Here is a 20,462-nt window from a genome sequence, read left to right as displayed (position 1 = left end):
CGCAACCATGCAGCCTTCGCGGGCTGCCGAAAAGGAAAGCAGATTGGCTAAGGAAGAACTCATTGAATTTGGCGGCGTGGTGTCGGAAGCCCTGCCCGACAACCGCTATCGTGTCACGCTGGAAAACGGCGTGGAAATCTGGGCATACGCTTCGGGCAAGATGCAGAAGCACCGCATCCGCATCCTGGCCGGCGACCGCGTCACCCTGGAAATGTCGCCCTACGACCTGACCAAGGGCCGCATCAACTTCCGCCACAAGTCCTGAGTCTTCGCACGGCCGGAGCCCGCCGCTCCCGCCGTACAAGTGAATTCCGGGGCGTTGCCGACGCGCTGTCATGGAGCTGACACCGCGCCCGGACACACTTGCGGGCTGCCCGACGGGCGGCCCGACTTCGTTTACGGCAATTCGTGGCACCAGGCCATCCGCTTGCGCTGGTCGGGCAGCTTCACCATACTCGAAGCATCACCCTCGCCACACCCGACATGAACCTGATCCTCTGGCGCCACGCCGAAGCCGAAGACCTCCCCGACGCCCTCAGCCTGAGCCGCCATGCCGACATGCAGCGGCCCCTGACGCGCCGCGGCCGCAAGCAGGCGGAGGCGTCCGCCAAATGGCTGCGTGCGCACCTGCCATCGGACACGCGCGTGCTGTGCAGCCCCTCCGTACGCACCCGCGAAACCGCGGCGGCGTTGACGGGCAACGCGCAGATCGTCGAGGAGCTGGCCCCCGGCGCCGACGTCAGCGCGGTGCTGGCCGCGGTGCAATGGCCCGAACGCACCGAGCACGTGGTGGTCGTCGGGCACCAGCCATGGATCGGCCGCGTCGCCAGCCTGCTTCTGGCCGGCAACGAGATGGACTGGAGCGTGCGCAAGGCAGGCATCTGGTGGCTGACCGGACGGACCCGCGAAAGCGAGGCACAGACCGTGCTGCGCGCGGTTATCAATCCCGAATTTCTCTGACGCGGCCCAGATATTTCCGACTTCGCCATTGCAGCCGGCACGCATGAGCCGGCTGCAGCTTCTGGCATGGCCGGCATGGTCGCGCCTGGCAAAAATCCGAAATAGCTGATGGCAGCCGCATTCTCCGCTCCCTAGAGTCGCTACGGCGCAGCCCTCTGGCCGCGCCGCCCTCGCCATGCCAGGCATGGGCTTCGACCACAGGTGTCACGGAGATTTCCATGGATTGCCCGTCGGACCCCCATCTTCCCCGCCAACCCGCAGGCGCGCCGGCAGAACCATCCCCCGAAGCTGGCCGGTCGCGCAACGGCGCCACCGGCACCAGCACCAGCACCTCGCCGGACGTCACGGAAGCGTCATCGCCAGGTCACGGCAATGTCACCGCGGCTCACTACATTGCATCGCAACAGTTTCGTCACCAAAAGGACATACTGATGCGAGACCTCCCCACGCCGACCCAGCCGCTTTTTGACTCTTTGCCCAATGGCCTTGCCGGCCAGACGGCGCGGAGCCGTCTTCATCGCCAATCGGATAAGGCAAGTGAGTCGCCTGCTCTCAGCGTGGCGTGGGCGCGCCACCAGGACGAAGTAGTCGAGGCGCAGCGCCTGCGCTACAAGGTGTTCGCCGAGGAGATGGGCGCACGCCTGACGTCTTCGGTGCCGGAGCTGGACATCGACATGTTCGATGGCTACTGCGACCACCTGATCGTGCGCGACATGGCCACGCTGCGCGTGGTCGGCACCTATCGCGTGCTGCCGCCGCACCAGGCCAAGCGCCTGGGCTGCCTCTACGCGGAATCGGAATTCGACCTGGTGCGCCTGTCCCACCTGCGCCCCAAGATGCTGGAACTGGGCCGCTCCTGCGTGCACCGCGACTATCGCTCGGGCAGCGTCATCATGGCGCTGTGGGGCGGGCTGGGCGAGTACCTGCAGCGCTGGGGCATCGAGTCGATGCTGGGCTGCGCCAGCGTGCCGATGAGCGACGGCGGCCACTATGCTGCCAGCCTGCACCGGTTGTTCAGCGAGCGCTACCTGGCACCGATCGAATACCATGCCTTCCCGCGCCTGCCGCTGCCGGTCGAGGACCTGAACCAGCAGCTCGAGGTCGAGCCGCCCGCGCTGATCAAGGGCTACCTGCGCCTCGGGGCAAAGATCTGCGGCCAGCCGGCCTGGGATCCGGATTTCAACGTGGCCGACTTCCTGACGCTGCTGCGCGTGAACGACATGAACCCGCGCTACGCCCGCCACTTCCTCGGCCTGAACCAGGCCGTATGATCGGGGCCGCCCGAGCGGCGGCCCCTTCTTCCGCGCTCAGCCGTTGGTCAGTCGTAGACGACCTTGTAGCGCTTGCCGATCCGCTGCCATTCGTCGGCCTCCTGCGCGAGGCTGTATTCGATCAGTGGATTGGCCTCGATCCACATCTTGGGCAGGCGCACCTCGAAGCCCTCGTCGAGCGCCTCGGCGAGCTGGCTGACGCGGATATCGGGCGAGCCGACGTCCGAACGGCGCCGGCACAGCACGAAGGCCAGGCGCAGGCTGAACAGCATGCGCCAGTCGACGAACTTGCCGCTGCCCGACAGCTTGCCAAGCTTGCCCGCATGCCCCAGCAGCAGCGTGGCCAGCCGCGCCTGGTCGGTCTTGGAAAAGCCCGGCATGTCCGCATGCGTGGCGATATACGCCGAATGCTTGTGGTAGCCGCTGTGCGAGATCGACATGCCGATCTCATGCAGACTCGCAGCCCAGCCCAGCAGCGCCAGGTTGTCATCGCGCCGTTCGTTGGCGGGATCCGGGAACTGGGACAGCAGCGCCTGCGAGGTACCGCGCACGCGCCCCGCCTGGGCACGGTCGACGCCGTAGCGGCGCATGAACTGGTCGACCGTGACGGTGCGCATGTCCTCATGGTGGCTGCGCCCCAGCAGGTCGTAGAGCACGCCCAGGCGCAACGCGCCGTCGGTGACGTCCATGCGGTCGATGTCGAGCTCGGCGAACACGCCCAGCATGATCGACAACCCGCCCGGCAGCACCGGGATGCGGTCCGCCTTCAGCCCGGTAAGCTTGACGCGGTTGGTGTTCTCGGCCTTGATCAGCGCGCGCTTGAGCCGCTCCAGCCCTTCGCGCGTGATGCCGTGGTCAGCCGGGTTGTCGTTCATGCCGTTGAGCTCGATCAGCTCGGCCAGCGCGCGCGCCGTACCGGACGAACCGACCGCCTGCTGCCAGCCGGCGGCGCGGTACTGGCGCACCAGCACCTGGATCTCGCGGCGCGCGGCCAGCTCGGCCTGCTTCATCGCGTATTCGTCGACGTTGCCGCTGGGGAAGAACTGCCGGCTATGCGATACGCAGCCGATGTACAGGCTTTCCATCAGCTTGGACTGGTAGCCGCTACCAATGATGAATTCGGTCGAGCCGCCGCCGATGTCCACCACCAGCCGGTTGCCCTGGCAGGCCGGCGCATCGTGCGAGGCGCCCAGGTAGATCAGCCGCGCTTCTTCGCGCCCGGCGATGACTTCGATCGGGAAGCCGAGCGCGTTCTCGGCCTCGATCAGGAACTCGGATGCATTCTTGGCGACGCGCAGCGTATTGGTGGCGACCGCACGCACCTGGTCGGGCGCAAAGTCGCGCAGGCGGTCGCCGAAGCGCCGCAGCGCATCGATGCCGCGCCGGCGCGCGGGCTGGTCCAGGTACTTGTCGGGCGTCAGGCCAGCCGCCAGCCGCACAGGCTCACGCAGGGCGTCGACCTGGAAGATCTGGCTCGCGGTGCCGTTGGCCGTGGTGGTCTCGTCCACCCGCCCGATCATCAGGCGGAAACTGTTCGAGCCCATGTCGACGGCGGCGAGCAGGCGTGGAGTGTTGTTCATCGTGTGCTAGAGAGCTGGTTCGCGTTCGTGTTGCGTGGCCCGGTCCAGGCTAGGTGTCCCGCCGCCGGCGCACGCGCCCCGCAAAAATATGTCCGTGTCATGTCCGCCTCATGACAAAATCAAACTGTCATAAAAGTGACACGATTTTATGAAAAAGTCGCCACATTACCAAAAGAAGGTCATGACCATGTCGACGACGCCGTCCAGCACGCTGCTCAACCGCGAGCTGGGCATCCTGGAATTCAATGCCCGCGTGTTGGCGCAAGCCGCGGACCCCAAGGTACCGCTGCTGGAGAGGTTGAAGTTTATCTGCATCGTGTCCGGCAATCTGGACGAGTTCTTTGAAATCCGCATGGCGGGCCTGAAGGAACAGATGCGCGACAACGCTTCGGGGCTGACGCCGGACGGTTTGTCCTTCCAGCAGACTTACCAGCTTGTCACCGAGCGCACGCAGCGGCTTGTGGCTTCGCAGTATGACATGCTGCAGAACACCATTTTTCCACTACTTGAAAAAGAAGGTGTCTTTTTCCACCTGACCACGACCTGGAGCGACGCGCAGCGCGAATGGGCGCGCGAGTTCTTCCAGCGCGAGCTGGCGCCGGTGCTGACGCCGATCGCGCTGGACCCCGCCCACCCCTTCCCGCGCGTGCTCAACAAGAGCCTGAACTTCGTGGTCGAGCTGTCCGGCAAGGATGCCTTCGGCCGCGAGGCCGACCTTGCCATCGTGCAGGCGCCGCGCGCGCTGCCGCGCGTGGTGAAGATGCCGGAGAAGCTGTCGGGCTACCCGTTCGGCTTCGTGATGCTGTCGTCGTTCATGCAGGGCTTTGTGCATGAGTTGTTCCCGGCGATCGCGGTGCACGGCTGCTACCAGTTCCGCGTCACGCGCAATTCCGATCTGTTCGTTTCCGAGGACGAGATCACCGACCTGCGCGAAGCGCTGCAGGGCGAACTGCCGACGCGTCATTTCGGCGACACGGTGCGGCTGGAGGTGTCCTCCGATACGCCGACGCCGCTGGCGCGCCGGCTGTTGCTGGAATCGGGCCTGAGCGAGCAGGACCTGTACCGTGTCTCCGGCCCGGTGAACCTGGCGCGGCTGATGCAGATCCCCGACATGGTCGATCGCCCCGCCCTCAAGTACCCGCCCTATGTGCCGGCGCCGGTGAAGGCGTTTGCCACGGGGGCCTCGATGTTCGACGTGATGCGCCAGCAGGACGTGCTGCTGCACCACCCGTACGAGAGCTTCAGCTCGGTGCTCGACCTGCTGCAGCTGGCCGCCGCGGATCCCAACGTGGTCGCGATCAAGCAGACCGTGTACCGCACCGGCAACGAGTCGCTGGTGATGGAAGCGCTGATGACCGCCGCGCGCAACGGCAAGGAAGTCACCGTGGTGGTGGAGCTGCTCGCGCGCTTCGACGAAGAGACCAATATCAACTGGGCCGAGCGGCTGGAATCGGCCGGCGCGCACGTGATCTATGGCGTGGTCGGCCACAAGTGCCACGCCAAGATGCTGCTGATCGTGCGCCGCGAGCCAACCGGTCCCAAGGCCAAGCAGGTCAAGCTGCGCCGCTACGCGCACCTGGGCACGGGCAACTACCATCCGCGCACCGCACGCCTCTATACCGACTTCGGGCTGCTGACCGCCGACGAGGCGATCTGCGAAGACGTGCACCACGTGTTCCAGCTGCTGACCGGCACCGCCGGCACGATCCGGCTGAACCACCTGTGGCAATCTCCGTTCACCATGCAGACCAACCTGGTCGAGCATATCCGCGGCGAGGCCCGCAACGCGCGCGCCGGCAAGCCGGCCCGGATCATCGCCAAGATGAATGCGCTGCTGGAGGCGTCGATCATCGACGAGCTGTACAAGGCCTCGCGCGCGGGCGTGAAGATCGACCTGATCGTGCGCGGCGTCTGCGCGCTAATGCCAGGCGTGCCGGGCATGTCCGAGAACATCTCGGTGCGGTCGATCGTCGGGCGGTTCCTGGAACACCATCGCGTCTATTATTTCCGCGCGGGCGGCGAAGAGGTGCTGTACCTGTCCAGCGCCGACTGGATGGATCGCAACCTGTTCCGCCGCGTCGAGGTAGCCTTCCCAGTGCTGGACAAGGCGCTGAAGGCGCGCGTGATCAAGGAAAGCCTGCAGGTGCACCTGCGCGACAATGCTTCCGCGTGGATCATGCAGCCGGACGGCAACTACGTGCGCAAGCAGACGCGCTCCAGGCATCCGCGCGTCAGCCAGAACGACATGCTGGCGATGTTCGGCGGCAATCCGTGAATGCTGCCTGAAAAGCAACAAGCCCCGTCATGGCGGCCGCCAGGCGGGGCTTGTTGCTTTGGTGGACCGGCGAGGCAGTCCGCTCAGGCGGCCCGGCGCGAAGAATCCGGCGCCTGCGGCGATGCCGGCACGGCGGCGGCCGCGTCGCTCAGGCTGCGCACGCTGCGCTCCAGCGGGAAGATGATGCGGAACACGCTGCCGCGCCCTTCCTCGCTGGTCACGCGCAGGTCGGCATGGTGGCGCGACAGCACATGCTTGACGATGGCCAGGCCCAGCCCGGTGCCGCCGGTATCGCGCGAACGGCTGCGGTCGACGCGGTAGAAGCGCTCGGTCAGCCGCGGGATATGCTCGGCGGCGATGCCAAGGCCGGTGTCCGCCACGGAGAACACGGCATGACCCTCTTCCCAGCCCAGCCGCAACGAGATGCGCCCGCCGTCCGGCGTGTAGCGCACTGCGTTGGACACCAGGTTGCCCAGCGCCGACAACAGCTCGGTCTCCGCGCCGCGGAATCCCACCGTGGGGTCGATCTCGGCCGTAATCCTGTGCCGGCCCTGCGAAAGCGCTTCGGCATCATGCATCAGGTGCGCAACCATTGCCTGCACGGCGACCATGTCGTTACCCGGCGGCTGCGCATCGCTTTCAAGTTTTGCCAACGCCAGCAGGTCTTCGACGATGCTCTGCATGCGCATCGACTGCACCAGCATCATGTCGACATAGCGGCGGCGATCATCGTCCGACACCGGCAGGTCGCGCACGGTTTCCAGGAAACCGGTTAGCACCGTCAGCGGCGTCTTGAGTTCATGCGAAACGTTGGCGACGAAGTCGCGGCGCATCGCCTCGGTGTTTTCCAGCTTGGTGATGTCCTGCGTGATCACCAACTTGCGGTTATCGCCGTAGGGCAGGATCTGGACCGCGATCACGCTGTGCTTGTGTGTGCCCATGTCGCGCATCACCAGCGGATCGTCGAAGCGCTGCCGCGTCAGGTAGTGGACGAATTCGGGCCGGCGGATCAGGTGCGTGATGCGCTGGCGCACGTCGCGGCGCGCGTTCAGGCCGAAGTGCTGCTCGGCCACGTCGTTGCACCATTCGATCTGGTCGGCATCGTCCAGCATCAGCACGCCGTTGGGCGAGGCCTGGATCGCCTGGATAAAGCGGGTGTGCTGCTGCTCGACCTGCAGTACCTGCGTGCGCCAGCGCTTGACCAGACGGTGCAGCCGGTAATACACCTCGCCCCACAGGCCCACGGCGCTCGGGATCTCGCCGTAGACGGGCGCGTCGAGCACTTTCCACAGGCGGTTGATCTGGTACAGGTAGAAGCAAAGCAGCCCGAACAGCACCGCACAGGCCAGTGCCAGCGCGGCGAGCGGACCGAGGGCCAGGTAAACGCCGGCGGCTACCACCACCAGGCTGATCAGGATGGCCGCGGAACGGGCCCAGATGACGTTCATGCGCAGGGTTCAGGCTAGCGGCCGGCAGCGGCCGCATGGGTTGCGACGGAGTGTGCCACGATTTCGCCGCGCCCTGCCAGCAGCGTGGGGAGTAGCACGGGGCGAACGGCGTCGCCCCGTGCCAGCCCGGCCTGTCAGGCGCCGGGGACGCGCGCGAGGCGGTAGCCGCTGCCGCGCACGGTTTCGATCATATTGCTGTAGCCGCCCGGGGTCAGCGCTGCGCGCAGGCGCTTGATGTGCACGTCGACGGTGCGCTCTTCGACAAAGACATGGTCGCCCCAGACCTGGTCGAGCAGCTGCGAACGGCTGTGCACGCGCTCCGGATGGGTCATCAGGAAGTGCAGCAGGCGAAACTCGGTCGGGCCCAGGTCCAGCTTGATCGGGCCGCTGTCGTCCTCGCCGGAGACACGATGCGTGGCCGGGTCCAGCCGCAGGCCATTGATCGCCACCACGTCATCGGTCAGCTGCGGCGCGCGGCGGCGCAGCACGGCCTTGATGCGGGCCAGCAACTCCTTGGGCGAAAACGGCTTGGTGACGTAGTCGTCGGCACCGGCTTCCAGGCCCATCACCTTGTCCTGCTCCTCGCCGCGGGCGGTCAGCATGATGATCGGGATCTGGCGGGTACGGTCGTTGGCCCGCAACTCCTTGGCGAAGGTTGCACCCGACTTGCCCGGGAGCATCCAGTCCAGCAGCACCAGGTCGGGCAGCACGTCGCTCATCAGCGACAGCGCCTGCTCGGCGTTATAGGCCCGGATCGGATAGTGCCCCGCGTGCTGCAGGTTGACAGCGATCAGTTCTGCGATCGCCGGTTCGTCTTCGACAACGAGAATACTGCTCGGCATGTGTATCGTTCTCCGCAATCAGGCGGGTCAGCTCAGGGCTTCGCGCTCCATGTCCTCGCGCGAGACATGGCGGACGTCCGTCCCCTTGACAATGTAAATGATAAATTCCGCGATATTCTTGGCGTGGTCGCCGATGCGCTCCACCGCCTTGGCGATAAAGAGGAAATCCAGCGCGACCGAGATCGTGCGCGGGTCTTCCATCATGTACGTGATGAGCTTGCGCACGAAGCCGCGGAATTCCTCGTCGATCGCCTTGTCGTCCTTGACGATGCGCGCGGCCGCCACGGTATCCAGGCGGGCAAAGGCATCCAGCGCCTGGCGCAGCAGCGAGATCGCCATCTCGCCCGACAGCTTCACCTCGGCGTAGTTGATACTGTGCGCCGACGCGTCTTCCATGATGTGCTTGGTGCGCTTGGCGATCTTCTCCGCCTCGTCGCCGGCACGCTCCAGGTTGGTGATGGTCTTGGAAATGGCCATCACCAGGCGCAGGTCGCGCGCGGTCGGCTGGCGCCGGGCGATGATATTGCCGCAATCGGCATCGATCTCGACTTCCAGCGCGTTGAGCTGCTGCTCGCGCGCAATGACCTGGTCGGCCAGGTCGGCGTCGAAGTCGGCCAGCGCGCGCATGGCAACTTCGATCTGCGACTCGACCAGCCCGCCCATCTGCAGCAGCTTGGTATTGATCGCGTTGAGGTCGGCGTCGAACTGGGTCGAAAGGTGCTTGTCTGGCATGGGTTTCTCCTGGCCGCTGTTGGTATGCTACGCCCTGCGGTGACGATCGGCCTAATCAACCGAAGCGGCCGGTAATGTAGTCTTCCGTTTCCTTGCGGTGCGGCTTGATGAAGATCTTCTCGGTCTCGCCGAACTCGATCAGCTCGCCCAGGTACATGTACGCGGTGTAGTCGGAGCAGCGCGCGGCCTGCTGCATGTTGTGGGTGACGATCACCACCGTGTACTCGTCCTTCAGCTCGGCGATCAGCTCTTCGATGCGGCCGGTGGAGATCGGGTCCAGTGCCGAGCACGGCTCGTCGAGCAGCAGCACTTCGGGGCGGATGGCGATGCCGCGCGCGATGCACAGGCGCTGCTGCTGGCCGCCGGACAGGCCGTAGCCCGACTGGTTCAGCTTGTCCTTGGCTTCGTTCCACAGCGCGGCCTTGGTCAGCGCCCATTCCACGCGGTCATCCATCTCCGAGCGCGACAGCTTCTCGAACAGGCGCACGCCGAAGGCGATGTTGTCGTAGATCGACATCGGGAACGGCGTCGGCTTCTGGAACACCATGCCGACCTTGGCGCGCAGCAGGGCGATGTCCTGCCTGGCGGTCAGCAGGTTGTCGCCGTCCATGTTGATCTCGCCCTCGGCACGCTGCTCGGGATAAAGCGCATACATCTTGTTGAAGGTGCGCAGCAGCGTCGACTTGCCGCAGCCCGAGGGGCCGATGAAAGCCGTGACCTTGCGGTCGGGGATCGACATGTTGATGTTCTTCAGCGCATGGAACTGGCCGTAGTAGAAGTTCAGGTTGCGCACGTCGATCTTGGCGCGTACCGAATCAGGAATGTCGATGACGGTGGAGGTCATTGCGTTCTCTCGCTTGCAGTCAGCTTGCAGTCTTCAGGGCGAAACGTGGGATGGTCGTCCCGCCGCTTATTTCTTCTGGAACAGGATGCGCGCCAGGATGTTCAGGGCCAGCACGCCGATCGTAATCAGGAACACACCCGCCCAGGCCAGTTGCTGCCATTCGGTGAACGGACTCATGGCGAAGCGGAAGATGGTCACCGGCAGGTTGGCCATCGGCTTGTTCAGGTCGGAGGTCCAGAACTGGTTGGACAGCGCGGTGAACAGCAGCGGCGCGGTTTCACCGGCAATACGAGCCACCGCCAGCAATACGCCCGTCACAATGCCGGCGTACGATGACTTCACCGTGATCGACAGCACCATCTTCCACTTGGGCGTGCCCAGGGCGAAGGCGGCCTCGCGCAGTGCGTTGGGCACCAGGTTCAGCATGTTCTCGGTGGTGCGCACCACGATCGGTACCTGCAGCAGCGCCAGCGCGCAGATGCCGGCCCAACCCGAGAAGTGGCCCATGCGGGTCACCACCAGCGCGTAGACAAAGAGGCCGATCACGATCGACGGCGCCGACAGCAGGATGTCGTTGATGAACCGGATTAAGCTGGCGAGCGGCGAGCGCTGGCCATACTCGGCCAGGTAGATGCCGGCCAGAATGCCGAGCGGCGTGCCGAACAGTGTGGCCATGCCCACCATCACGAAGCTGCCGAAGATGGCGTTGGCCAGGCCGCCGCCGGCGGTGTTGGGTGCCGGCGTCATCTGCGTGAACAGGTCCAGCGACAGGCCGCCCACGCCCAGCGTGACGGTGGTCCACAGGATCCACGCCAGCCAGAACAGCCCGAAGCCCATCGCCACCAGCGAAGCGGTCAGCGCATACAGGTTGACGCGGCGGCGGCGGGCCTGCAGGCGCGCGCGCACGGCATCGGCATCGGGACGGACGGCGGGGATCGATACGGAAGACACAGCCTGGCTCGCTTGGGTCATTTGGCTCATTTGGCGCCCTCATTCTTGGCGAGTCGCAGCAGCAGCAGCTTCGACAACGCCAGCACCACGAAGGTAATGAAGAACAGGATCAGGCCCAGCTCCATCAGCGCGGCCGTATGCAGGCCGGCGCCGGCTTCGGCGAACTCGTTGGCGAGCGCCGAGGTGATGCTGTTGCCCGGCGAGAACAGCGAGGCGCTGTCCAGCAGGTTGGTATTGCCGATCACGAAGGTGACAGCCATGGTCTCGCCCAGCGCGCGGCCCAGGCCCAGCATCACGCCGCCGATGACGCCGGCGCGGGTGTAGGGCAGCACCACGTTCCACATCACTTCCCAGGTGGTGCAGCCCACGCCGTAGGCGGATTCCTTGAGCAGCACGGGGGTGACTTCGAACACGTCGCGCATCACCGAGGCGATGTACGGGATGATCATGATCGCCAGGATCACGCCCGCGCACAGCAGGCCGATACCCAGCGGCGCGCCCTGGAACAGCTTGCCGATCACCGGCAGCTGGCCCACAGTGGCCGCCAGGGGCTTCTGGAAATACTCGCCGAAGATCGGCGCGAACACGAGCAGGCCCCACATGCCGTACACGATCGACGGCACCGCGGCGAGCAGCTCGATGGCGGTGCCGAGCGGACGGCGCAGCCAGGCGGGCGACAGCTCGGTCAGGAACAGGGCGATGCCGAAGCTAACCGGCACCGCGATGATCAGCGCGATCAGCGAGGTCACGATGGTGCCGTAGATGGGCACCAGCGCGCCGTAGACATCGGCAGGAGGATCCCACTCCGCGGACCACAGGAAGCGCGCGCCGAAGGCCTCGATCGAGGGCCAGGCGCTGATCGCCAGCGAGACGATGATGCCGCCCAGCAGCAGCAGCGTCACGATGGCGGCGCCGCGGGTCAGGCCGCCGAACAGGATGTCGCCGAGCCGGCTCGGAGGCTGGACGCCGCGGGTGTCGGAGGGGATAGTCGCCATGTCGGAGAATTCAGGGTGGATCGCCGCTCCCGCCTGGGCGGGAGCGCGGTGTCGGGGCGGGAGTCAGGCTGCCCGACACCGGCCCCGCGCGAGCGCGGGGCCGGCGATACCGTCAGATCAGTACAGCGCCTTGCCCGAGGCGTCCTTCACGCTGGTCTTCCAGGTCGAGCGGATCTGGTTGACCACGCTCTCCGGCAGCGGCACGTAGTCCAGGTCGGCGGCCATGTTGGCGCCGCTCTTGTAGGCCCAGTCGAAGAACTTCAGCACTTCCGCGCCCTGCGCCGGCTTTTCCTGGTTCTTGTGCACCAGGATGAAGGTGGCGCCGGCGATCGGCCATGCATCCTTGCCCGGCTGGTTGGTCAGGATCTGGTAGTAGCTCTTGCTCCAGTCCGCGCCGGCAGCGGCGGCCTTGAAGGCATCGTCGCCAGGCTTGACCACGGCACCCGACGCGTTCTTCATGTTCACGTGGGTCATCTTGTTCTGCTTGGCGTAGGCGTACTCGACGTAGCCGATGGCGCCGTTCAGGCGCTGCACGAAAGCGGCCACGCCCTCGTTGCCCTTGCCGCCGGTGCCGCCGCCCGGCCAGTTGACCGTGGTGCCCTCGCCCACCGAGCCCTTCCAGTCAGCGCTGACCTTGGACAGGTAGTTGGTGAAGATGAAGGTGGTGCCCGAACCGTCGGCGCGGCGCACCGGCAGGATGTCCTGGCTCGGCAGCTTGGCTTGCGGGTTCAGCGCCTTGATGGCGGGGTCGTCCCACTTCTTGATCTTGCCCAGGTAGATATTGGCCAGCACCTCGCCGGTGATGGTCAGCTCGCCCGGCTTCACGCCTTGCAGGTTGATCACCGGCACCACGCCGCCGATCACCGTCGGGAACTGGACCAGGCCCTGCTTGTTCAGTTCCTCGTCCTTCAGCGGCGCGTCCGAGGCACCGAAATCGACCGTCTTGGCACCGATCTGCTTGATGCCGCCCGACGAGCCGATGGATTGATAGTTGACCTTGTTGCCCGTTGCTTTGTTGTATGCGTCGGCCCACTTGGAATACACGGGCGCCGGGAAGGAAGCGCCTGCACCGGTAATTTCCGCCGCGAACGCAGTACCCGCTACGACCATCGAAACGATGCCTGCCACGGCAGTCTTGACCAGCTTCATATGTCCTCCAGAGAACATTGGTTGGGAATGACAAATTTTTGACAAGACGAACTGTATGCTCCCCATATGACAATTCCGTGACATCTTTAAATCTTCTTGAAAGCCGCTGCCAGCTTAGGTTTCAACGCGCCCTCGATCTCTCATGGGGGTGCAATGTGACGGCGGTTAATTGCAGAATACCCAGAAAAAACGCCGGGATGAACCCGGCGTTTGCGTCACCGCTGCGGCGGATCAGGCGCTCAGCGCATCAGCCAGCGTCTTCGCGGCGCGCTCGGCCATCTCGGCCTGTTCAGCCTCTACCATCACCCGTACCACCGGCTCGGTGCCGGAGGCGCGGATCAGCACCCGGCCACGGCCTTCGAGGGCCGGCTCGACCTTGGCGCGCGCGGCTTGCAGGCCAGCGTGCGACTGCCAGTCGAATCCCTTCTGCACACGCACGTTGATCAGTGTCTGCGGGAACAGCGAGACGCCATCCAGCAGCTGCGCCAGCGTCTTGCCGCTGCGGCGCAGTGCCGCCAGAACCTGCAGCGCCGAGACGATGCCGTCGCCAGTGCTGTGGCGATCGAGGCACAGCAGGTGGCCGGAGCCCTCGCCACCCAGCGTCCACTTGCGCTTGTTCAGCTCTTCCAGCACGTAGCGGTCGCCGACCTTGGCGCGCACGAATTCCACGCCTTGGCGCTGCAGCGCCAGTTCCACCGCCATATTGGTCATCAGCGTGCCCACTGCGCCGGGCACCACCTGTCCATTGGCCTGGCGGTCGCGCACGATCAGGTACAGCAGCTCGTCGCCGTTATAAAGCCGGCCGTCGGCATCCACCACCTGCAGCCGGTCGGCGTCGCCGTCGAAGGCCAGGCCGAGGTCGGCGCCGTTGGCCTTGACCGCCTCGATCAGCCTGGCGGGCGCGGTGGCGCCATAGCCTGCGTTGATATTGCGGCCGTCCGGCTGGTTGCCGATCGAGACCACGTCGGCGCCCAGCTCGTGGAAGACGTGCGGCGCGATGTGATAGGCGGCGCCATGGGCGCAATCGACCACCAGCTTCAGGCCGTGCAGGTCCTGCTCATGGGGGAAGGTGCTCTTGCAGAACTCGATATAGCGGCCTGGGGCGTCATTGATGCGGCGGGCGCGGCCCAGGTCGTCGGAGGGCGCGCACAACATCGGCTCGTCGATGGCGGCCTCGATCTCGGCCTCGACCGCGTCGGGCAGCTTGTCCCCGTCGGCGGAGAAGAACTTGATGCCGTTGTCGTAGTACGGGTTGTGGCTGGCCGAGATCACCACGCCGGCCGACAGGCGCAGCGCGCGCGTCAGGTAGGCAATGCCCGGCGTGGGCAGCGGGCCGGTCAGCAGCACGTGCACGCCGGCCGAGGTAAAGCCGGCTTCCAGCGCAGCTTCGAGCATATAGCCGGAAATGCGGGTGTCCTTGCCGATCAGCACGGTCGGGCGGCCCTGCCCGGTCTTGGCGCCGTGCGCCAGCACCTTGCCGGCCGCATGGCCCAGGCGCATCACGAAGTCGGGGGTGATCGGCGCCTCGCCAACGCGCCCCCGGATGCCATCGGTCCCGAAATATTTGCGTGTCATTCGCTGTTCCCTTTCTGTTCTGTCCTGCGTTGCACTACCTGGCGCTCTGCGGCGCCTGCCCCGGGTGGACGGGGTGTTCAGGCTGCCGTGACGGACTCATTGCGCACGGCCCACCAGGTCTTGACCGCGTCCACGGTCTGCTCCACATCATGCACGCGTACGATAAACGCACCGCGCTCAACCGCACACACCGCGGCGGCAATGCTGGCGGCAATTCGTTGCTGTGGCGGGCGCCCGCCCAGGATCGCGCCCAGCGTGGATTTGCGCGAGATCCCCGCCAGAACCGGCAGACCCTCCAGCGCCATCCGCGGCAACTGGCCGAGCACGCGCAGATTATGATCCGGCGTCTTGCCAAAGCCAAACCCCGGATCGAGGGATAGGCGCGCGTCGTCGATGCCGGCGGCGCGCAGCACGGCAATCCGCTCGGCCAGGAAATCCGCCACCTCGCTGACCACATCCTCGTAGTGCGGGTCTTCCTGCATGGTCTGCGGGTCGCGCTGCATGTGCATCACGCACAGCCCCGCCTGGCCCGCCTCTGGCGCCGCCAGTGCCTCCACCGCGCCCGGCATGCGGAAGCCCCAGATATCGTTGATGAGATCGGCACCGGCCGCCAGCGCGGCGCGCATGACCTCGGGCTTGTAGGTGTCGATCGACAGCGGCTTGCCGCAGTCGCGCAGCGCCTCGACCACCGGGATCACGCGCGACAGTTCATCCTCGAGCGGCAGCGCGGCCGAGCCCGGGCGGCTGGATTCGCCGCCGATGTCGATGATGTCCACGCCCTCGGCGATCATCTGCTCGGCGTGGCGCACGGCGGCGTCGCGGCCGGCGTGCTGGCCGCCGTCCGAGAAAGAGTCGGGCGTGACATTGAGGATGCCCATCACGAGCGGGCGCTGGCCAAGCGCAAAGCGGAAGCGTCCGCACTGGAAATACCGGGTCTCTGGAGTCTGCTGCAAGGTCTGAATACTCAATCAAGCGGTGCGCGAACCCGGCCGCGCAAAAGGAAAAGCCGGTGCATCAGGCACCGGCTTCAGGGTCATGCATTACACAGCCAGCATGCAGGCGTCGTCAGGTCGACGAGCTGATGCGATCAGGCCGTGGCAGGCGCGTTGGTCGGCGCCACCGGCGAGCCGCCCGGAGGCGTGCTCCCGCCACCGTTCGGGCCCGACACACCGCGCGGCGGACGCGGCGGCTTGCCGGCCATGATGTCGTTGACCTGGTCGGCGTCGATGGTTTCCCACTCCATCAGCGCGTTGGTCATGGCCTCGACCTTGTCGCGGTTATCTTCGAGCAGGCGCTTGGCCAGCGCGTATTGCTCGTCGATGATGCGGCGGATCTCGGCGTCGACCTTCTGCTGCGTGGCTTCCGACACGGTCTTCGAAGACAGCTTGCCGAACATGCCGTCCTGCTCGGTATCCACGTAGACCATGGCGCCGAGCGAATCGCTCATGCCGAAGCGGGTCACCATGTCGCGGGCGATCTTGGTGGCGCGCTCGAAGTCGTTGGACGCGCCGGTGCTCATGGCGTTGAGGAAGACCTCTTCCGCCGCGCGGCCGCCGAAGAGGATAGCGACCTCTTCCAGCATGCTGTCCTTGTACTTCGAATACTTGTCATGCTCGGGCAGCTGCCAGGTCACGCCCAGCGCCCAGCCACGCGGCATGATGGTGACCTTGTGCACCGGGTCGGCCTTGGGCAGCAGCTTGGCCACCACCGCGTGGCCCGACTCGTGGTAAGCCGTGGCCCGGCGCTCTTCCTCGCGCATGACCGTCGACTTGCGCTCCGGACCCATGTAGATCTTGTCCTTGGCGTCCTCGAAGTCCTGCATGTCGACCACGCGCTTGTTGCGGCGGGCGGCAAACAGCGCGGCCTCGTTGACCAGGTTGGCCAGGTCGGCGCCCGAGAAACCCGGGGTACCACGCGCGATCACCGAAGCGTCGACGTCGTTGCCGATCGGCACCTTGCGCATATGGACCTTCAGGATCTGCTCGCGGCCGCGGATGTCCGGCAGGCCCACGTAGACCTGGCGGTCGAAACGGCCCGGACGCAGCAGCGCCTTGTCCAGCACGTCGGCACGGTTGGTCGCGGCAATCACGATCACGCCCGAGTTGGCCTCGAAGCCGTCCATCTCGACCAGCATCTGGTTCAGGGTCTGCTCGCGCTCGTCGTTGCCGCCGCCCATGCCGGCGCCACGATGGCGGCCGACCGCGTCGATTTCATCGATGAACACGATGCAGGGGGCCTGCTTCTTGGCGTTCTCGAACATGTCGCGGACACGCGCCGCGCCCACGCCGACGAACATTTCAACGAAGTCGGAACCCGAGATGCTGAAGAACGGCACCTTGGCCTCGCCGGCGATGGCACGCGCCAGCAGCGTCTTGCCGGTACCCGGAGGGCCGACCAGCAGCACGCCGCGCGGGATACGGCCGCCCAGCTTCTGGAATTTCTGCGGATCCTTCAGGAAGTCGACCAGTTCGACCACTTCTTCCTTGGACTCGTCGCAGCCGGCCACGTCCTGGAACGTGACGGCGTTCTGGTTCTCGTCGATCAGGCGCGCACGCGACTTGCCGAATGAGAATGCGCCGCCTTTCCCGCCGCCTTGCATCTGGCGCATCATGTAGAACCAGAACACGATGATCAGCAGGGTCGGTCCGAGGTAGTACAGGGCCTGGACCAGCACGTTGGGTTCGTCATCCGCCTTGCCGGTCACCTGGACGCCGTACTTCATCAGGTCGCCGACCATCCAGATGTCGCCCGGCGAGATGATGGTGTACTTGGCGCCTTCCTTCGGCGAGACCACCAGGTTGCGGCCCTGCACGTCGACACGCGACACCTTGCCGTTCTTGGCGTCATCCATGAACTGCGAATAGGTGACGCTGTCCTGCGCACGGGGCTTGTCGAACTGCTTGAAGACGGTAAACAACACCAGCGCGATCACGAGCCAGATTGCCGCCTTTTGAAACAGGTTGTTATTCAAGGCCGAACTCCTTTGCAATTGCCTTGCCAACGGATAGCTGCATTGTAATGCAGCGCCCGCCCTCGGGGGGAAACAGCGAAACTATGACGCCGATAGCCGCGGGTGGGGCACTTTTGCCCTCTTATTTTGCCCTGGCCTGATCGGATTCAGTTAATCCACCGCCTTCAGGTAGCGCCCAAGGATAAAGGTTTCGGAAGATTTGTCGCGTGACGCCTTGGGCTTGCGCTTCGCGACCACTTTGAACTGCCGTTTGAACTTCTCCACGATCTGGCTGTAGCCGCTCCCGTGGAAACACTTTACCAGCAATGCGCCTTCCGGCTTCAAATGGGCCTGCGCAAACTCAAGGGCCAGATCGCACAAGTACTCGATCCGGGCCGAATCGGCGGAGGCCACACCTGACAAATTGGGGGCCATGTCGGAGATAACAAGGTCGATCTTGTCGCCGCCGGAGGCTTCCAGCACCAGGCTTTCGAGTTGCCGGAACACCTCTTCCTCGCGGAAATCGCCCTGGATAAAAGTGACGTCAGCGACAGGCTCCATCGGCAGGATATCGATCGCCACCACCGCGCCGTCGATCTTCCCGTCCTTGGCCCGGGTCGACGCAGCCAGCTTGTTGCGTGCGTACTGGCTCCAGCTGCCCGGGGCGGCGCCAAGGTCGACGATGACCTGCCCCGGGCGGATCAGCTTGTCCTGCTCGTCGATTTCCTTGAGCTTGTAGGCGGCGCGGGCACGGTAGCCCTCCCGTTGCGCCATCTTTACGTACGGGTCGTTGATGTGGTCGTGCAGCCACGAATGGTTGAACTTGTTCTTTGCCATGCCAGATCCAGCCTGTTGCCTGCCCCGGCACGCGGCGTGCGCCGCATGCTCAAGGTTTTTCTACTGTTTTGATGATTTTGCCGCCCGACAGTGCCGGATTGACGGATAATACGCGCCAATTCGCGCTCCGCCCGCCTGCCGAACCGGCATCTGCCGGGCCCGCCGCGCACCAAACTCCAGCGCCACCGGCGCCAACCTATGCCTGCACTACAACTGATTCCCGCCCAGCGCTCCGAACTGCGCTCCCGTGCCCATGCCCTGAACCCGGTCGTCATGGTCGGCGCCGAGGGCCTGACCCGCGCCGTACTGGCCGAAATCGACCGCAGCCTGGCTGCGCACGACCTGATCAAGATCCGCGTGTTCGGCGATGACCGCGACGCGCGCATTGCCATCTACGAAGAAATCTGTGACGCGCTGCACGCCGCGCCGATCCAGCACATCGGCAAGCTGCTGGTGGTCTGGCGCCCGGGCGAGGCACGCCTGAAGGAAAACCAGCCGGATAGCCTGGGCCGCCTTGCCCCGGCCCGCCGTGGCGGCGCCGCGCCGCGCACGGTGACGGTCAAGAAGCCCAGCGCCGCACCGAACCGTCGCCCGACCCGCAAGGAAGTGACCGTACTCGGCAACGAGCGCGTCACGGCCGGCGGCAACGTCAAGCGCGCGCGCGCGCGGCCGACCAGCCAGAAGAAGAAAGCCCTGGGCTGATCCGCCCGCTGCTTCTATTGCGGCCACCGCCAGGTGGCCGCAGCACTCCACTCACTCCCCGGCCGAACGCGGCGCCGAAGCGCGCCACACCAGCACCAGCGCGAGCAGGCTTTGCAGCAGGTAGAAAGCACTCGACGCGCCGTGCAGCATGCCGAACTGTGCCCGGTAAGGCGATTCCGAAACCCCCAGCCCCAGCGCCTGCGCCTTTTCCTTCAGGCTCCCCATGAACGGCTGGATGCCGAAGTAGCCGACCAGTACGCAGCACAACATGCCGAGCACCAGCCAGCGCAGGCTGCGATAGCGGTTGGCGCCGCGGCGGATCATCACGTTGCACAGCACCAGCTGCAGCACGCCGATGGTCACGCCGATGATGGCTTCGGTATGAAACAGGTGACCTGCGATCATGCCAGCCATCTCGCGGCTGGGCAGTACCGAGAACAGCGTCGGCGCCACCATGTAGCCAACCGTCCACAGGCTGCCCGCCCACACCACCGTCAGCAGCAGGAATAGCCGGTGCGGCAGCGGCGGCAGGCTGTTATAGGAAGAAGAGAACACGTGCCGGTCTTTCCGGGGGCCGGATGGCGGGCGAGCGCCATACCCGGCCCGACCGGCCTCAGATATAGCGGACGGTAATGACTTCGTACTCGCGCTCGCCGCCAGGGGCCAGCACGGTGGCGACGTCGCCTTCGAACTTGCCGATCAGCGCACGCGCGATCGGCGAGCTGACCGAGATCTTGCCGGTGTCGAGGTCGGCCTCGTCATCGCCCACGATCTGGTAGCTGACCGGCCTGCCGGACTCCAGGTCTTCCAGGTCAACGGTCGCGCCAAAGACGATGCGGCCGTCGGTATCCAGCTGGGTCGGGTCGATGACCTGCGCGGTCGACAGCTTGGACTCCACTTCCAGGATGCGGCCTTCGATAAAGGCCTGCTTTTCCTTGGCAGCGTCGTATTCGGCGTTTTCGGAAAGGTCGCCTTGAGCGCGTGCTTCGGAGATGGCATTGATCACCGCCGGACGCTCGACAGCCTTGAGGCGCTGCAGCTCTTCCTTGAGCAGTTCGGCGCCACGCTTGGTAATCGGAATGGTGCTCATGTCTTCGTTCAACAAAAAAATGAGCCGCAGCGGAGCAGGAGCCATCCTGGCAATACCTGCCAGGGCACTTCCGCTCAACCGCGGCTTTCAGACAGGACCGAAGGGCCGCACACTGCATGCACTGGTGCCAGGCCGATTCGATCGATGAATTTGACGTAGTTTAGGCCAAGAAGCCCGCCGGCATCAACACCGGCGGGCTTCCGGGCCTTGCCGTCCCTTTGACCGGACGCGAGCGCCCGGCGGGATGGCAATGTGCAGCGT

General features: G+C 65.4%; 19 protein-coding genes. 5 read left to right on the top strand and 14 right to left on the bottom strand.

Annotated features, from left to right (window positions below; all coding sequences use genetic code 11):
- Positions 1-43: 43 nt before the first annotated feature.
- From infA to ACAD63_RS06625, 3 genes are all read left to right on the top strand, one after another.
- A complete protein-coding gene (infA, locus tag ACAD63_RS06635; protein WP_008641674.1) occupies positions 44-265 on the top strand; it encodes a translation initiation factor IF-1 in 222 nt (73 codons plus the stop codon).
- Positions 266-483: 218 nt separating this feature from the next.
- Complete coding sequence (locus ACAD63_RS06630; protein ID WP_133096132.1) at positions 484-960, top strand: SixA phosphatase family protein; 477 nt, start codon at positions 484-486, stop codon at positions 958-960.
- A 431-nt stretch (positions 961-1,391) separates the two neighbouring features.
- Positions 1,392-2,231 (top strand): GNAT family N-acetyltransferase, encoded by an 840-nt coding sequence (locus ACAD63_RS06625; protein WP_133096105.1) that lies wholly within the window; start codon positions 1,392-1,394, stop codon positions 2,229-2,231.
- Positions 2,232-2,278: 47 nt separating this feature from the next.
- Here ACAD63_RS06625 and ppx read toward each other — a convergent pair whose 3' ends face one another.
- Entirely contained in the window at positions 2,279-3,811 is a 1,533-nt protein-coding gene (ppx, locus tag ACAD63_RS06620; RefSeq protein WP_133096104.1) for an exopolyphosphatase, read from the bottom strand.
- 187 nt (positions 3,812-3,998) lie between these two features.
- Between ppx and ppk1 the strand changes: the two genes are divergently transcribed.
- On the top strand, positions 3,999-6,086 hold the full coding sequence (gene ppk1 / locus ACAD63_RS06615) for a polyphosphate kinase 1 (protein ID WP_434033966.1): 2,088 nt from the start codon (positions 3,999-4,001) through the stop codon (positions 6,084-6,086).
- A gap of 83 nt (positions 6,087-6,169) precedes the next feature.
- Here the strand turns inward: ppk1 and phoR are convergent, their stop codons facing one another.
- From phoR to ACAD63_RS06560, 11 genes are all read right to left on the bottom strand, one after another.
- Positions 6,170-7,534, bottom strand: coding sequence for a phosphate regulon sensor histidine kinase PhoR (phoR, locus tag ACAD63_RS06610; RefSeq protein WP_135705532.1), 1,365 nt, complete (start codon positions 7,532-7,534; stop codon positions 6,170-6,172).
- Between the two features lie 134 nt (positions 7,535-7,668).
- Positions 7,669-8,376 (bottom strand): phosphate regulon transcriptional regulator PhoB, encoded by a 708-nt coding sequence (gene phoB, locus ACAD63_RS06605; protein WP_434033624.1) that lies wholly within the window; start codon positions 8,374-8,376, stop codon positions 7,669-7,671.
- A gap of 27 nt (positions 8,377-8,403) precedes the next feature.
- On the bottom strand, positions 8,404-9,108 hold the full coding sequence (gene phoU, locus ACAD63_RS06600; protein WP_029046387.1) for a phosphate signaling complex protein PhoU: 705 nt from the start codon (positions 9,106-9,108) through the stop codon (positions 8,404-8,406).
- 55 nt (positions 9,109-9,163) lie between these two features.
- Entirely contained in the window at positions 9,164-9,952 is a 789-nt protein-coding gene (pstB, locus tag ACAD63_RS06595; RefSeq protein ID WP_022535815.1) for a phosphate ABC transporter ATP-binding protein PstB, read from the bottom strand.
- A 66-nt stretch (positions 9,953-10,018) separates the two neighbouring features.
- Positions 10,019-10,924, bottom strand: coding sequence for a phosphate ABC transporter permease PstA (gene pstA, locus ACAD63_RS06590; RefSeq protein ID WP_135706291.1), 906 nt, complete (start codon positions 10,922-10,924; stop codon positions 10,019-10,021).
- 5 nt (positions 10,925-10,929) lie between these two features.
- Positions 10,930-11,898: a phosphate ABC transporter permease PstC gene (pstC, locus tag ACAD63_RS06585; RefSeq protein ID WP_018007824.1), complete on the bottom strand. Its 969-nt coding sequence runs from the start codon at positions 11,896-11,898 to the stop codon at positions 10,930-10,932.
- Between the two features lie 117 nt (positions 11,899-12,015).
- Positions 12,016-13,047, bottom strand: a complete 1,032-nt coding sequence (pstS, locus tag ACAD63_RS06580; RefSeq protein WP_133096098.1) for a phosphate ABC transporter substrate-binding protein PstS — start codon at positions 13,045-13,047, stop codon at positions 12,016-12,018.
- Between the two features lie 231 nt (positions 13,048-13,278).
- Positions 13,279-14,622 (bottom strand): phosphoglucosamine mutase, encoded by a 1,344-nt coding sequence (glmM, locus tag ACAD63_RS06575; protein WP_133096097.1) that lies wholly within the window; start codon positions 14,620-14,622, stop codon positions 13,279-13,281.
- Positions 14,623-14,699: 77 nt separating this feature from the next.
- A complete protein-coding gene (folP, locus tag ACAD63_RS06570; RefSeq protein WP_434033623.1) occupies positions 14,700-15,575 on the bottom strand; it encodes a dihydropteroate synthase in 876 nt (291 codons plus the stop codon).
- A 134-nt stretch (positions 15,576-15,709) separates the two neighbouring features.
- Complete coding sequence (ftsH, locus tag ACAD63_RS06565) at positions 15,710-17,593, bottom strand: ATP-dependent zinc metalloprotease FtsH (RefSeq protein WP_133096095.1); 1,884 nt, start codon at positions 17,591-17,593, stop codon at positions 15,710-15,712.
- 150 nt (positions 17,594-17,743) lie between these two features.
- The gene (locus ACAD63_RS06560; protein ID WP_133096094.1) at positions 17,744-18,409 is read right to left on the bottom strand and encodes an RlmE family RNA methyltransferase; all 666 of its coding nucleotides are present in this window, start codon (positions 18,407-18,409) and stop codon (positions 17,744-17,746) included.
- 198 nt (positions 18,410-18,607) lie between these two features.
- Here ACAD63_RS06560 and ACAD63_RS06555 point away from each other — a divergent pair, with 198 nt between their 5' ends.
- Entirely contained in the window at positions 18,608-19,111 is a 504-nt protein-coding gene (locus ACAD63_RS06555; RefSeq protein ID WP_133096093.1) for a YhbY family RNA-binding protein, read from the top strand.
- A 51-nt stretch (positions 19,112-19,162) separates the two neighbouring features.
- Here ACAD63_RS06555 and ACAD63_RS06550 read toward each other — a convergent pair whose 3' ends face one another.
- Entirely contained in the window at positions 19,163-19,666 is a 504-nt protein-coding gene (locus tag ACAD63_RS06550) for a DUF4149 domain-containing protein (protein ID WP_133096092.1), read from the bottom strand.
- 58 nt (positions 19,667-19,724) lie between these two features.
- Complete coding sequence (gene greA / locus ACAD63_RS06545; RefSeq protein WP_063238187.1) at positions 19,725-20,201, bottom strand: transcription elongation factor GreA; 477 nt, start codon at positions 20,199-20,201, stop codon at positions 19,725-19,727.
- Between the last annotated feature and the right edge of the window lie 261 nt (positions 20,202-20,462).

Origin of the sequence: Cupriavidus sp. a3, from assembly GCF_051015765.1 — a bacterium.
In the GTDB taxonomy this organism is placed as follows: domain Bacteria; phylum Pseudomonadota; class Gammaproteobacteria; order Burkholderiales; family Burkholderiaceae; genus Cupriavidus; species Cupriavidus oxalaticus_A.
This window is presented reverse-complemented; position numbering and strand designations above follow the sequence as displayed.

What these genes read in the sequence shown, in the direction of transcription:
- ACAD63_RS06630 (WP_133096132.1), top strand. Translation starts at nt 484, where the DNA reads ATGAACCTGATCCTCTGGCGCCACGCCGAAGCCGAAGACCTCCCCGAC.
- ACAD63_RS06625 (WP_133096105.1), top strand. Translation starts at nt 1,392, where the DNA reads ATGCGAGACCTCCCCACGCCGACCCAGCCGCTTTTTGACTCTTTGCCC.
- ppx (WP_133096104.1), bottom strand. Translation starts at nt 3,811, where the DNA reads ATGAACAACACTCCACGCCTGCTCGCCGCCGTCGACATGGGCTCGAAC.
- ppk1 (WP_434033966.1), top strand. Translation starts at nt 3,999, where the DNA reads ATGTCGACGACGCCGTCCAGCACGCTGCTCAACCGCGAGCTGGGCATC.
- phoR (WP_135705532.1), bottom strand. Translation starts at nt 7,534, where the DNA reads ATGAACGTCATCTGGGCCCGTTCCGCGGCCATCCTGATCAGCCTGGTG.
- phoB (WP_434033624.1), bottom strand. Translation starts at nt 8,376, where the DNA reads ATGCCGAGCAGTATTCTCGTTGTCGAAGACGAACCGGCGATCGCAGAA.
- phoU (WP_029046387.1), bottom strand. Translation starts at nt 9,108, where the DNA reads ATGCCAGACAAGCACCTTTCGACCCAGTTCGACGCCGACCTCAACGCG.
- pstB (WP_022535815.1), bottom strand. Translation starts at nt 9,952, where the DNA reads ATGACCTCCACCGTCATCGACATTCCTGATTCGGTACGCGCCAAGATC.
- pstA (WP_135706291.1), bottom strand. Translation starts at nt 10,924, where the DNA reads ATGACCCAAGCGAGCCAGGCTGTGTCTTCCGTATCGATCCCCGCCGTC.
- pstC (WP_018007824.1), bottom strand. Translation starts at nt 11,898, where the DNA reads ATGGCGACTATCCCCTCCGACACCCGCGGCGTCCAGCCTCCGAGCCGG.
- pstS (WP_133096098.1), bottom strand. Translation starts at nt 13,047, where the DNA reads ATGAAGCTGGTCAAGACTGCCGTGGCAGGCATCGTTTCGATGGTCGTA.
- glmM (WP_133096097.1), bottom strand. Translation starts at nt 14,622, where the DNA reads ATGACACGCAAATATTTCGGGACCGATGGCATCCGGGGGCGCGTTGGC.
- ACAD63_RS06560 (WP_133096094.1), bottom strand. Translation starts at nt 18,409, where the DNA reads ATGGCAAAGAACAAGTTCAACCATTCGTGGCTGCACGACCACATCAAC.
- ACAD63_RS06555 (WP_133096093.1), top strand. Translation starts at nt 18,608, where the DNA reads ATGCCTGCACTACAACTGATTCCCGCCCAGCGCTCCGAACTGCGCTCC.
- greA (WP_063238187.1), bottom strand. Translation starts at nt 20,201, where the DNA reads ATGAGCACCATTCCGATTACCAAGCGTGGCGCCGAACTGCTCAAGGAA.